The organism is Streptomyces sp. CNQ329, from assembly GCF_000482585.1.
Map to the genome: position 1 here is coordinate 1 of NZ_AXVU01000034.1, position 12,463 is coordinate 12,463.

General features: G+C 76.0%; 9 protein-coding genes and 1 pseudogene. 3 read left to right on the forward strand and 7 right to left on the reverse strand.

What is annotated here, in order from left to right; all coding sequences use genetic code 11:
* Positions 1–231, forward strand: a pseudogene (locus I003_RS0121675) (IS110 family transposase); the annotation flags it as partial.
* 105 nt (positions 232–336) lie between these two features.
* Here the strand turns inward: I003_RS0121675 and I003_RS0121680 are convergent.
* The 6 genes from I003_RS0121680 to I003_RS0121705 form a co-directional block, all read right to left on the reverse strand.
* Entirely contained in the window at positions 337–1,602 is a 1,266-nt protein-coding gene (locus I003_RS0121680; RefSeq protein WP_027773428.1) for an FAD-dependent oxidoreductase, read from the reverse strand.
* Positions 1,603–2,048: 446 nt separating this feature from the next.
* On the reverse strand, positions 2,049–3,317 hold the full coding sequence (locus I003_RS0121685) for a deoxyguanosinetriphosphate triphosphohydrolase (RefSeq protein ID WP_027773429.1): 1,269 nt from the start codon (positions 3,315–3,317) through the stop codon (positions 2,049–2,051).
* A 223-nt stretch (positions 3,318–3,540) separates the two neighbouring features.
* Positions 3,541–3,912 (reverse strand): nitrite reductase small subunit NirD, encoded by a 372-nt coding sequence (nirD, locus tag I003_RS0121690; RefSeq protein WP_027773430.1) that lies wholly within the window; start codon positions 3,910–3,912, stop codon positions 3,541–3,543.
* Positions 3,909–6,584, reverse strand: coding sequence for a nitrite reductase large subunit NirB (gene nirB / locus I003_RS0121695; protein WP_027773431.1), 2,676 nt, complete (start codon positions 6,582–6,584; stop codon positions 3,909–3,911). The genes nirD and nirB overlap by 4 nt, the downstream gene beginning before the upstream one ends.
* A gap of 2 nt (positions 6,585–6,586) precedes the next feature.
* Positions 6,587–8,011: an FAD-dependent oxidoreductase gene (locus I003_RS0121700; RefSeq protein WP_027773432.1), complete on the reverse strand. Its 1,425-nt coding sequence runs from the start codon at positions 8,009–8,011 to the stop codon at positions 6,587–6,589.
* Positions 8,012–8,332: 321 nt separating this feature from the next.
* Positions 8,333–9,079 carry a SanA/YdcF family protein gene (locus I003_RS0121705; protein WP_486584332.1) on the reverse strand — a complete coding sequence of 249 codons (747 nt, stop codon included), beginning with the start codon at positions 9,077–9,079 and terminating at the stop codon, positions 8,333–8,335.
* Between the two features lie 109 nt (positions 9,080–9,188).
* On the opposite strand from I003_RS0121705, the gene I003_RS0121710 reads away from it, so the two are divergent.
* Together I003_RS0121710 and cutA are read left to right on the forward strand one after the other, a co-directional pair.
* Positions 9,189–9,968, forward strand: coding sequence for a sulfite exporter TauE/SafE family protein (locus tag I003_RS0121710; protein ID WP_027773434.1), 780 nt, complete (start codon positions 9,189–9,191; stop codon positions 9,966–9,968).
* Complete coding sequence (cutA, locus tag I003_RS0121715; protein ID WP_027773435.1) at positions 9,965–10,285, forward strand: divalent-cation tolerance protein CutA; 321 nt, start codon at positions 9,965–9,967, stop codon at positions 10,283–10,285. Before I003_RS0121710 ends, cutA begins: the two co-directional genes overlap by 4 nt.
* 36 nt (positions 10,286–10,321) lie before the next feature.
* Here the strand turns inward: cutA and I003_RS0121720 are convergent, their stop codons facing one another.
* Complete coding sequence (locus I003_RS0121720; protein WP_027773436.1) at positions 10,322–12,415, reverse strand: molybdopterin oxidoreductase family protein; 2,094 nt, start codon at positions 12,413–12,415, stop codon at positions 10,322–10,324.
* Between the last annotated feature and the right edge of the window lie 48 nt (positions 12,416–12,463).

A 12,463-nucleotide genomic window follows, 5' to 3' on the forward strand; every position in this document is an offset into this window, starting at 1 on the left:
CACGCACCACGAGGCGGAAACCGGCAGCTCAAACGGGCCATGTTCCTCTCGGCCTTCGCCGCCCTGCACGACCCCGCCTCCCGCACCTACTACGACAAATGCCGGGCCCGGGGAAAGACCCACACCCAAGCCCTCCTCCGCCTCGCCCGCCACCGCATCAGCGTGCTCTTCGCCATGCTCCGCGACGGCACCTTCTATGAACCACGCACCCCCGCAGCAGCCATCGCATGACCAGTTCAGGCTTGACGAAGGACATAGAGGCACCCCCCGCGTACGCGCCGCGGGCCCGCGACCGCCGGTTCGGTGGTCGCGGGCCCGCCGCTGTCGCAGGACGCGCTACGGGATAAGGTCCGCCAGCGGCACGGCCGGGTCGCCCAGCCGCTCCGCGTCGACCCGCGCGCCGGAGCGGACGAGGTTCTGGATGCCCTCGGTGACGTCCCACACGTTCATGTTCATCCCCGCGAGCACCCGGCCCTCCTTCAGCCAGAAGGCGATGAACTCCCGCCGCCCGACGTCCCCGCGGCACACCACCTGGTCGTACGAGCCGGGCGGCGCGTACCCCGAGTACTCCAGGCCCATGTCGTACTGGTCGGAGAAGAAGTAGGGCACCCGGTCGTACGTCACGTCCTGCCCGAGCATGGCGCGGGCCGCGGCCGGGCCGCCGTTGAGCGCGTTCGCCCAGTGCTCCACCCGCAGCCGGCCGCCGCCGGCGGCCGGGTGCACGAAGGAAGCGACGTCGCCGGTGGCGTAGACGTGGGGGTCCGAGGTGCGCAGCGAGGCATCGGTGGCGATGCCGCCGCCCTCCGCGCGCGGCGCCACGTCGAGCCCGGCGGCCTCGGCGAGCGCGGTGCGCGGGGCGGCACCGATGGCGGCGAGCACGTCGTGCGCCGGGTGCTCCTCGCCGTCGTCGGTGAGCGCGGCCAGCACCATGCCGTCCCTGCCCGTGATGGCCGTCAGCCGGGCGCCGAAGTGGAACTTCACACCGTGCTCGCCGTGCAGGTCGGCGAAGACCTGGCCGATCTCCGGGCCGAGGACACCGTGCAGCGGCGTGGGCTCCGGCTCGACGATCGTGACCTCCGCCCCGTACGAGCGCGCCGCCGCGGCCACCTCCAGGCCGATCCAGCCGGCACCGGCGATGACGAGCTGGCCGTTGTCGCGGCCGAGGGCGGCGAGGACGCCGCGCAGCAGCTCGGCGTGGGCGAGGCGGCGCAGGTGGTGGACGCCGGCGAGGTCGGTGCCGGGGATGTCGAGGCGGCGCGGCTCCGCTCCGGTGGCCAGGAGGAGCTTGTCGTAGTGCACCCGGGTGCCGTCGCCGAGGGTCACGGTCCTGGCGGCGCGGTCCAGCGCGGTGACGGTCTGCCCGAGGTGCAGTTCGATCTCCGCCTCCGCGTACCAGCCGGACGGCTGTGCGAAGACGCTGTCGCGTTCTTCCTTGCCGAGGAGGTAGCCCTTGGAGAGCGGCGGTCGCTCGTACGGGTGGTCGCGCTCGTCACCGATGAGGATGACCCGGCCGGTGAATCCTTCCGATCGCAGCGTCTCTGCTGCTTTCGCACCGGCCAGTCCTCCTCCGACGATGACGAACGTCTGATGTGCGTCGACCACTTCACGCCTCCTAGCTCCCTGGCCCCGACCATCCATTTTGCCGTGTCCCCGGCCGCGTTGCCGCACCGTGAGCCTCCCGCACCGGGACGTGGGCGCGGAAGACGCAGGCGCGCCAGGGCTGGGTGGCCGGGCGGGTGGCGGGCGGGGCGGGCGGACAATCAGGCGGGGCGGGCACGGCGGCGGCACCGGGGCGGGTGGTGGGGAAACGGGCTGGTGGGGGCTGTGATGGGCGGGTACGAGGGCGGGGTCGCACCCCGGTACCCGGCCGGGGGCGCTCGGGGCCCGCCGCCCGCCCGCGCGCCCGACGACGCGCCGGTGGCCGGATATCGCCGTTCACTCCGGCGGCGGTCGTGACACGGCCGGGCGGACTGCTGCCGCGTACGGTGGCGCGGCGCGGCGGCGTACCGGGCCGTCCGGCCTGGTACGCCGGTGTACGGCTCCCCGCCCTACCCCGTCAGCCGCGCGTGCAGCCCCCGCGCCGCCGCGTCCGTCAGCGCCGCGATCTGGTCCACCACCGCCCGCAGCCGCCCGGCCTCGTCCGCCGCCTCCTCGTACAGCGCCCGGAACTGCGGGTCCAGGCCCGCCGGCGCCCCCGCCGTCAGCGCCTGGGCCAGCTCCCCCAGCACGACGCGCTGGTCCGCCCGCAGCCGCTCCTGGTCCGGCCGCTGCATCACGAACCGGTCGGCGACGGCCTTGAGCACCGCGACTTCCAGGTGCTCGGCCCGCGGCACGATCAGCTCGGCGGCGTAGCGGGACAGCGGGCCCGTGCCGTACGCGGCGCGCGTGGCGCCCTCGGCGGCGAGGCAGAAGCGGCCGATGAGCTGGCTGGTGGCGTCCTTGAGGCGGGCCTGCGCGGCGGCGGTGCCGTCGTAGCCGTGCGGCCACCATTCCTGGGCGAGAAGCCGGTCGAGCGCCTCGGCGAGTTCGGCCGCGTCCGTGCCCGGGGCGTACCGTGCGGCGGCGACGGTGAGGACGTCGGCGCGCTCCGGTCCGGAGAGGAGCACCGCGGGGCCGAAGTGGCCGGCGTGCAGGCCGTCCTCGACGTCGTGCACGGAATACGCCACGTCGTCGGACCAGTCCATGACCTGCGCCTCGAAGCAGGTGCGGCCCTCGGGCCCGATGGGCGCACCGGCGCGCAGCCAGTCGAAGACCGGCAGGTCGTCGGGGTAGACGCCGAACTTCACCGCGTCCGGCCCCGCCGGGTGGCCGCCGCGCGGCCAGGGGTATTTGGTGGCGGCGTCCAGGGCCGCCCGGGTGAGGTTCAGCCCGACGGGCCGGCCGCCGTCGGTGAACCGCTTGGGCTCCAGCCGGGTGAGCAGCCGCAGCGACTGGGCGTTGCCCTCGAAGCCGCCGCAGGGCCCGGCCAGCTCGTCGAGCACCTGCTCGCCGTTGTGCCCGAACGGCGGATGCCCGAGGTCGTGCGCGAGGCACGCGGTCTCGACGAGGTCGGGGTCGCAGCCGAGGGCGGCGCCCAGCTCGCGGCCGACCTGGGCGCACTCCAGCGAGTGGGTGAGGCGGGTGCGGGGCGTGGCGTCCGCGAACGTCACCGCCCGCTCGTCGCCGACGCCGGGCGTGACCACCTGGGTCTTGCCCGCCAGCCGGCGCAACGCGGCGGAGTGCAGCACCCGGGCACGGTCGCGCTGGAAGGCGGTGCGGCCGGGGCGCTTGTCGGGCTCGGGGGCCCAGCGTTCCAGGTCGGCGTCGGTGTACCCCATGGGGCGAACGGTAGTACGGGCGGGTTGCGGCGGTCCGGGCCGGTACGGGCCGGACGCCCGTACCGGCCGGGACCGGTCCCCCGCTTCGTGCCCCGTGCGGCCTCCGGTCGGGCCCGGCCACGCCTCCCGTACGGGCCGGGCCCCGCCTCCGGTTCGCCGCGCGCCGGGCCTCCGGTTCGTACCCTGCGCGGCGCCCTGTGTCACCCCCGCGCCACGCCCTCCGCTACGCCGGCACCGCCGCGATCCGCGTCGCGTACGCCGCGACCGCCACCTCCTCGTCGTCCAGGCACCGCCCGGTCACGAGGTCGAAGCGCTGCTTCAGCAGCGGCGAGGCCACGAACGGCCGCCCGCCCGCGGACCCCAGCAGCCCCCGCGACAGCACGTACGCGCCGGTGAACGGGTCGCGGTTGCCGATCGCGTAGGTGTCGCCGGTGCGGCCGAGGAAGACCGCGGCCTGGGTGCCGTCGGGCAGCAGCGCCGCCACGCCGCGGCCGTGGGTGAGCAGGCCGAGTTCGCACACCGAGTGCCAGCCGGCCGCGGTGCGGATCTCGACGCGCTGCACGGCCGGGGCCGGCGCGTAGGCCGTCGTCGTCATGCGGATGCTCCTTCCAGTGCCCCGCGCACCGGGATGGCGGGGCCGGACAGCAGGGTGAGGTCGGGCTTGACCTGGTCGCGCTCGGGGACGAAGCGCACGGTGGGGTCCGGCACGCCCGGCGCGTTGACGAACGAGACGAAGCGCGCCAGCCGCTCGGGGTCCGCCAGGGTCGCGGCCCACTCGTCGCGGTAGTGGGCGACGTGCGCGGCCATCAGCTCCTCCAGCTCGGCCCCGATCCCCAGCGAGTCGTCGACGACGACGTCCCGCAGGTGGGCGAGGCCGCCCTCCAGCCGCTCCAGCCACACCGAGGTGCGCTCCAGCCGGTCGGCGGTGCGGATGTAGAACATCAGGAACCGGTCGATGAGCCGGATCAGCTCGTCGTCGGTGAGGTCCTGGGCGAGGAGGTCGGCGTGGCGGGGGGTGGCGCCGCCGTTGCCGCAGACGTACAGGTTCCAGCCGTTGGCGGTGGCGATGACGCCGAAGTCCTTGCCCTGCGCCTCGGCGCACTCCCGCGAGCAGCCGGAGACGGCGGCCTTCAGCTTGTGCGGCGAGCGCAGCCCGCGGTAGCGCAGCTCCAGGTCGATGGCCATGCGGACGCTGTCCTGCACGCCGTAGCGGCACCAGGTCGACCCCACGCAGGACTTCACGGTACGCAGCGCCTTGCCGTAGGCGTGCCCGGACTCGAACCCGGCGTCGACCAGGCGGGCCCAGATGGCCGGGAGCTGGTCGACGCGGGCGCCGAAGAGGTCGATGCGCTGGCCGCCGGTGATCTTCGTGTAGAGCCCGAAATCGCGCGCCACCTCGCCGAGCACGATGAGCTTGTCGGGGGTGATCTCGCCGCCGGGCACGCGCGGCACGACGGAGTACGAGCCGTTGCGCTGGAGGTTGGCGAGGAAGTGGTCGTTGGTGTCCTGCAAGGCGCCCTGTTCGCCGTCGAGGACGTAGCCGTCGGCGCCGATGACCGGCGCCAGGGAGGCGAAGATCGAGGCGACGGCCGGCTTGCAGACCTCGCAGCCGTCGCCGTTGCGGGCCTCCTCGCGGCCGTGTTCGTCGAGGAGGCGGACGTAGGAGCTGATGCGGGTGACGCGGACGATCTCGTACAGCTCGGTCCTGGTGTGCGCGAAGCAGCGGCACAGGCCCTTGTCGACGGCGACGCCGCGGGCCTCCAGCTCGTCGTTGACGAGGGCGGTGAGAACCTTCTCGCAGGAGCCGCAGCCGGAGCCGGCGCGGGTGCACTTCTCCACCTCGCGCACGGTGGTGCAGTCGTGGTCGGCGACGGCGCCGCGGATGGTGGCCTTGGTGACGTTGTGGCAGTTGCAGACGACCGCGTCGTCGGGGAGCGCGGCGGGCCCCAGGGCGGCGGGGGCTCCGGCGCCCGCGGGCAGCACCAACTGCTCCGGCGGTACGGGCGGCACGCTGCCGGTGAGTGGGCGGAGCACGCCGTAGTCGTCGGTGTCGCCGACGAGGACCCCGCCGAGGAGGGTGCCGTCGGGGGCGACGACGAGCTTCTTGTACAGGCCGGCGCGGGAGTCGGAGTAGACGACGTCGAGGCAGCCCTCGGCGGTGCCGAGGGCGTCGCCGAAGGAGGCGACGCCGACGCCGAGGAGCTTGAGTTTGGTGGAGGTGTCGGCGCCGGTGAAGGTCTTGCCGTCGCCCGCGGTACCGCCTGTCCCCTTGCCGCCGGCCGCGGTGCCGCCGGCCGCGGGCCGGGCGCCGGGCGGCTCGGCCGCGATCGCGGCGGCGGCGGTCTCCGCCATCTCGTACCCCGGGGCCACCAGCCCGTACACCCGGCCGTCCGTGGCCTGCGCGCACTCGCCGATGGCGAAGACGGCGGGATCGGAGGTGCGGCACCGCTCGTCCACGGCGATGCCGCCGCGCTCGCCGACCTCCAGGCCCGCCTCGCGGGCGAGCCGGTCCCGGGGGCGTACGCCGGCGGAGAAGACGACGAGGTCCGCGTCGACCGCCGAGCCGTCCGACAGCTCCATCCCCGCCACCGCACCCGCGGCGTCCGTGCGGATCTCCTTTCCCGCGACGCCCGTGTGCACCTCCAGTCCCAGGTCGCCGATGGTGCGGCGCAGCGCGGCGCCGCCGCCCTCGTCGACCTGGACCGGCATGAGCCGGGGCGCGAACTCCACGATGTGCGTCCGCAGCCCCAGCCCGCGCAGCGCGCCCGCCGCCTCCAGCCCGAGCAGTCCGCCGCCGACGACGACTCCGGCGCTCGCCCCCTGCGCGTACGCCTCGATGGCGAGCACGTCCTCGACCGTGCGGTAGACGAAGCAGCCGCGGGCGTCCTTGCCGGGGACCGGCGGGACGAAGGGGTACGAACCGGTGGCCAGCACCAGCACGTCGTACGCGACGGTGCGGCCGGCGGCGGAGGTGACGGTGCGCGCCGCGCGGTCGACGGCGACGACCGGGTCGCCGACGTGGAGTTCGATGCCGTGTTCGGCCATGAAGCCGGCCGGGGTGACGGAGAGCCCGTCGGGGGCGGTGCCGGAGAAGTAGGAGGTGAGGTGCATGCGGTCGTAGGCGGGGCGGGGCTCCTCGCAGAAGACGACGACGCGGGCACTGCCGGTGACGCGGTGCTCGGCGAGGGCTTCGAGGAAGCGCTGCCCGACCATGCCGTGACCGACGAGCACGAGGGTGCGGGGCGGGTGGGTCGTGGTGGTCGCCATCGTCAGGAGCCTCCGAGGTGATCGGTGAGCAGGTGGTGCAGCGGGGTGCCGTCGGGCAGCGGTTCGTCGCCCTCCCAGGCGCGGGCGAGGGTGCCGACCGCGCCGAGGTCGCCGAGGAGGATGCCGCCGACGAGGCGGTCGGCGCGGACGACGACCTTGCGGTAGACGCGGCGGGTGGCGTCGGCGAGGTGCACGACGTCGTCGCCGGGCGCGGGTTCGGTCTCGCCGAAGGCGGCGAGGTCGAGGGGCCGGTCGGTGGCCGGAAGGGTGAGCCGGGTCAGCGCCCGGGTGCCGGCGTAGCGGTGGGCGCGGTCGCCGCCGGCGCCGGTGAGGACACGGGCGAGCAGGTCGGCCTGTTCGAGGGCGGGGGTGGCGAGGCCGTAGAGGATGCCGGCGTGCTCGGCGCAGTCGCCGATGGCGTGGACGGCGGGGTCGCCGGTGCGCAGTTCGTCGTCGACGACGATGCCCTTGGCGACGTCGAGCCCGGCGGCGCGGGCGAGCCCGACCCGGGGGCGGACGCCGCAGGCGAGGACGGCGATGTGGGCGTCGAGGACGTAGCCGTCGGCGAGTTCGACACCGGTGACGGTGCGGGCGGCGGCGCCGGGCTCGACGTCCCGGGCGGGGCGGAGCGGGCGCGCAGCGTCGTCGGCGGGGCCGGCGGCAGCGCGGACCGGAGGCGCGGCGGGGCCGGCGTCCGCCGGGGACGCCGGCGTACGGCCCGTGCCGCCCGGCGGTGCCGGGCTCGTACGCACCCCGCGTACCCGGCACTCCGTGTGCACCTCCACCCCCAGCTCCTCCAGGTGTGCCCGCAGCAGCCGCGCCGCGGCCGGGTCGAGGTGCCGCTCCATCAGCCGCTCTCCCTGCTGCGCCAGCACCACCCGCGCGCCGCGCAGCGCCAGCGCCCGCGCCGCCGAGACCCCGAGCAGCCCGCCGCCCACGACGACCGCCGCGGTGCCGCTCGTCGCCGCCCCGGCCAGCGCGAGGCAGTCGTCCATCGTGCGGAAGGCGTGCACCCCCGCGGGCAGTCCGCCGCCCGTGCCGTCGAACAGCCCCCGCAGCGGCGGCAGCACCGGCGCGGCGCCGGTGGCGAGCACCAGCACGTCGTAGGGCACCGCCGTTCCGTCGTCGCACTGCACCCGGCGCGCGGCGCGGTCCACGCGCACCGCGCGCACGCCGCGCAGCGCGCGGACGGCCGGGGGTGCCGGGAGGTCGGGGAGGCGGATGACGTCCGGGGCGTAGCGCCCGGCGAGGACGTCGGCGAGCAGCACCCTGTTGTACGCGGCGTGCGGCTCCTCCCCGACGAGCGTCACCCGCGCCCCCGCGGAGGCGAGTTGCCGGGCGAGCCGCGTACCGGCCATGCCGCCGCCGACGATCACGACGCGGCGCCCCTCGGCGGGGCCGGCGGCTGCGGGCACGGGCAGGTTCATGCGCCCACCTTCCGGCGGCGCCGTTACCCCGCCGCATCACGCCGGTTTCCGCCGCGAAACGCTGCCCTCAGCGGCGACGGGGCGGGGCTGTGAGCGACCGGGCGCCGCCGGGGCTTCGCCGCCCGGGGGGCCGTCGGCGAGCGGTCCTCGCGCGGTCGGTCGCCCCACCGGCGGAGTCAGCGACCCCGCCGGCACCCGGGCCGACTCCGCATCCCGGCGGTCGCGCCACGCCTCCCGAGCGGTGCACGAACAGGCCCGCGCCCCGACGGTGGCGGCCCCGTCCGCCCCCGTATCCGACCGCCGGAGTCCTCCGGGTCCCGGCTACCGCGCCGCGGCCACCGCCTCGTCCACGCCCCGCTCCCGCGGTCCCAGGAAGCGCGGGTCCGGCGTGAACGCCGCGTCGAACGCCGCCTTCACCGCGCCGGGGATCTCCCGCAGCCCGCCGTAGTACCAGGCCCCGCGCCGGGGCTCGTCCACCCCGACCCCGTACGCGTCGATACCCGCCGCCCGGCACAGCGCCAGCGCCCGGCGGATGTGGAAGCCCTGGCTGACGAGCAGCGCCCGGTAGACGCCGAAGACGCGGCGGGCGCGGGCGCAGGAGTCCCAGGTGTCGAAGCCGGCGTGGTCGCGGACGACGGCCCCGGCGGGGACGCCGAGGTCCACGAGGTAGCGCCGCATGGCGGTGGGCTCGTTGTAGTCGCGGGTGCTGTTGTCGCCGCTGACGAGGATGGCGTCGACCTTGCCGAGCCGGTACAGCCCGGCGGCGGTGTCGAGCCGGTGCGCGAGGTACGGCGACGGCTCCTCGCCCCACAGGCCGGCGCCGAAGACGAGGGCCACGGGCGCGCGGGGCGCGCGCTCGGCGGCCACGACGCGATCGCCGGCGGCGACGAACAGCCACGCCGAGGGCAGCAGGGCGAGGGCGCACGCCAGCACCGCGGCCCGCAGTGCCCGCCGCCGTCCCCGACGCGTCCGCGGCCACCGCGGGCGCAGCCCGGCCCGCAGCCGCCGCCCCCGCGGCAGCCGCGCCCGTACACGCGCCGCCGTCCGCACCGCCCGGTCCCCCCACACGATCCCCACGAAGCACTCCCCTCCCCTCCCCTGGAACGCATCCGCCGCGATCCGCGGTTCCACCCTGCCGTCCGGGCGGCCCCCGGCCCCGGGTTACGCTCGCCCGACGATGCCCGACATACCCCTGTCAACCCTGGTCATGCTGTGTGTCGCCGCCGCGGCGGCGGGCTGGATCGACGCCGTGGTCGGGGGCGGCGGGCTGCTGTTGCTGCCGGCGCTGCTGCTCGGCCACCCGCATCTGCAGCCCGCGTACCTTCTCGGTACGAACAAGGCCGTGGCCATCGTCGGCACCTCCGCCGCGGCGGTGACGTACGCGCGCAGGTCCCCGGTCGACGTGCGGCTGGCGGTGCGCATCGGGGCGGCGGCGCTCGCCGGTTCCGCGCTGGGGGCGTTCTTCGCCGCGGGAGTCGGCAGTGACGTCCTGCGGCCGGTGATCATGGGGGTGCTGCTCGCGGTGCTGGCCTTCGTCGCGCTGCGCCCGTCGTTCGGCACGGACGCGCCCGCGACCGGCCCGGTGACGCCCCGCCGGGTGGCCGCCGCGGTGGCGCTGGCGGGGCTGGGCATCGGCTTCTACGACGGGCTGATAGGCCCGGGTACGGGCACGTTCCTGGTGCTCGCGCTGACCGCCGTGCTCCGGATGAACCTGGTGCAGGCGTCCGCCACCGCCAAGATCGTCAACGTCTGCACCAACGTCGGCGCGCTGGTGATGTTCTCGGCCCAGGGCACGGTGCTGTGGTCGCTGGCCGCGCTGCTGGCGGTCTTCAACCTGGGCGGCGGCTGGCTCGGCGCGCACATGGCGCTGAAGAAGGGCAGCGGCTTCGTCCGGGGTGTCCTCGTCGTGACGGTCGTGGGACTGGTCGCCAAGCTCGCCTACGATCAGTGGGCATGACGGACTTCCTGACGGTACTGACGACGACGGACGCCCGGGAGAAGGCCGAAGGGCTGGCCCGCGGGGCGGTGGAGGCGCGGCTGGCGGCGTGCGCGCAGGTGAGCTCTCCCGTCACGTCGGTCTACCGCTGGGAGGGCGCGGTCGAGGAGACGAAGGAGTGGCAGGTGCTGCTCAAGACGACGACCGCCCGCTACGCGGAGCTGGAGGCCCACCTGCGTGCGGCGCACGACTACGACGAACCGGAGATCATCGCCACCCCGGTCACCCACGGAAGCACCGGATACCTGACCTGGGTGACGCAGGAGACGACGACCTGACACCCCGCCCGCCCCGGACGGCGGCCGGTTCCCCCGCTACTCCCCCGCCGGCTCCACCCGCACCGCGCACACCTTGAACTCCGGCATCCGCGACACCGGGTCGAGCGCCGGGTTCGTCACCGTGTTCACCCGCCCCGCACCCGGCCAGTGGAACGGCATGAACACCGTGTCCGCCCTGATCGCCGGGGTGATCCGGGCCGGTGCCACGGCCCTCCCGCGGCGCGAGACGACCGCGACCGGGTCGCCCTCGGCGGTGCCCAGGCGGGCGGCGAGTTCCGGGTGCATCTGCACGTACGGGCCCGGGGAGGCCGCCGTCAGCTCCGGTACCCGGCGCGTCTGGGCGCCCGACTGGTACTGGGCGAGCACCCGGCCCGTCGTCAGCCACACCGGGTACTCCGCGTCCGTCTCCTCCGCCGCCGGCCGGTGCTGCACCCCGGCGAACCGCGCCCGCCCGTCCGGCGTCGCGAACCGGTCGAGGAACATCCGCGGCACCGGCTCCCCGCCCTCCGGGCACGGCCAGAACACGCCGTCCTCCGCCTCGATCCGCGCGTAGGTGATCCCCGAGTAGTCCGCTTTCCCCCCGGCCGACGCGCGCCGCAGCTCCGCGAAGACCTCCTCCGCCGCCACCGGGAACCCCGCCGCCCGCGCCGGCGCCAGCCGCTCGGCCAGCCCGCGCAGCACGTCGAGGTCGCCGCGTACGCCGGGGGGCGGGTCGACGGCGCGCCGGCGCAGCAGCACCCGGCCCTCCAGGTTCGTCAGCGTGCCGGTCTCCTCGGCCCACTGCGCCACGGGCAGCACGACGTCCGCGAGCGCCGCCGTCTCCGACAGCACCACGTCGGCGACCGCCAGGAAGTCCAGCGACCGCAGCCGCTCCTCGACGTGCGCGGCGCGCGGCGCGGAGACGACCGGGTTGGAGCCCATGAGCAGCAGCGCCCGTACGCCGTCGGGCCCGGGGGCGCCGAGGGCGTCGAGCAGTTCGTACGCGCTGCGCCCGGGGCCGGGCAGCGTGCCGGGGTCGACGCCCCAGACGGCGGCGACGTGGGCGCGGGCGTCCGGGTCGGTGAGCAGCCGGTAGCCGGGGAGCTGGTCGGCCTTCTGGCCGTGTTCGCGGCCGCCCTGCCCGTTGCCCTGGCCGGTGAGGCAGCCGTAGCCGGAGTAGCGGCGGCCGGGGCGGCCGGTGGCCAGGCACAGGTCGATCCACGCGCCGACGGTGTCGGTGCCCTTGGCCTGCTGCTCGGGGCCGCGGGCGGTGAGGACCATGGCCGCCTCGGGGTCGCAGAACAGCGCGACGGCCTCGCGCAGTTGCGGTACGGGCACGCCGGTGATCCGTTCGACCAGCTCCGGCCAGTGGGCCATGGCGGCGGCGCGGGCGGCGGGCCAGCCGGTGGTGCGGGCGGCGATGTAGGCGTCGTCGGTGCGGCCTTCGGCGATCACGAGGTGCAGCAGGCCGAGGGCGAGCGCGAGGTCGGTGCCGGGGCGGGGCGCGAGATGCAGGTCGGCCTGTTCAGCGGTGCGGGTGCGGCGCGGGTCGACGACGACGAGGGTGCCGCCGTTCGCCCGCAGTTCGGTGAAGTAGCGCAGGGCGGGCGGCATGGTCTCGGCGGGGTTGGCGCCGACGAGGATGACGCAGCCGGTGCGGGGGATGTCGGCGAGGGGGAAGGGCAGGCCGCGGTCGAGCCCGAAGGCGCGGGTGCCCGCCGCGGCGGCGGAGGACATGCAGAAGCGGCCGTTGTAGTCGATCTGGGAGGTGCCGAGGACGATGCGGGCGAACTTGCCGAGCGCGTACGCCTTCTCGTTGGTCAGCCCGCCGCCGCCGAAGACCCCCACGGCGTCCGCCCCGTGCGCGTCCCGGGCGCGGCCGAGGCCGGCGGCGACCCGGTCGAGCGCGTCGGGCCAGGAGGCCGGGCGGAGCGGGGCGCCGGGCTCGTCGCGTACGAGGGGCTCGGTCAGGCGGGCGGCGGAGGCGAGGACGGCGGGGGCGGTACGGCCCTTGCCGCACAGGGCGCCGCGGTTGACGTCGAACGCCGTGCGCTCCAGCACGTCGAGGCCCCCGTCCTCCGCGGCGCCGCCGGGTCCGAGCGTCATGCCGCACTGGAGCGAACAGTAGGGGCAGTGGGTGTCGACGTTCATGGGGTGAGGGTGCGGGACGGATGTCACCGCTGGTGGACGGGGGTATTA

Excerpts from the sequence above, each read along its gene's own strand:
- I003_RS0121685 (WP_027773429.1), bottom strand. The coding sequence starts at position 3,317 with ATGGGGTACACCGACGCCGACCTGGAACGCTGGGCCCCCGAGCCCGAC.
- nirD (WP_027773430.1), bottom strand. The coding sequence starts at position 3,912 with ATGACGACGACGGCCTACGCGCCGGCCCCGGCCGTGCAGCGCGTCGAG.
- nirB (WP_027773431.1), bottom strand. The coding sequence starts at position 6,584 with ATGGCGACCACCACGACCCACCCGCCCCGCACCCTCGTGCTCGTCGGT.
- I003_RS0121700 (WP_027773432.1), bottom strand. The coding sequence starts at position 8,011 with ATGAACCTGCCCGTGCCCGCAGCCGCCGGCCCCGCCGAGGGGCGCCGC.
- I003_RS0121710 (WP_027773434.1), top strand. The coding sequence starts at position 9,189 with ATGCCCGACATACCCCTGTCAACCCTGGTCATGCTGTGTGTCGCCGCC.
- cutA (WP_027773435.1), top strand. The coding sequence starts at position 9,965 with ATGACGGACTTCCTGACGGTACTGACGACGACGGACGCCCGGGAGAAG.
- I003_RS0121720 (WP_027773436.1), bottom strand. The coding sequence starts at position 12,415 with ATGAACGTCGACACCCACTGCCCCTACTGTTCGCTCCAGTGCGGCATG.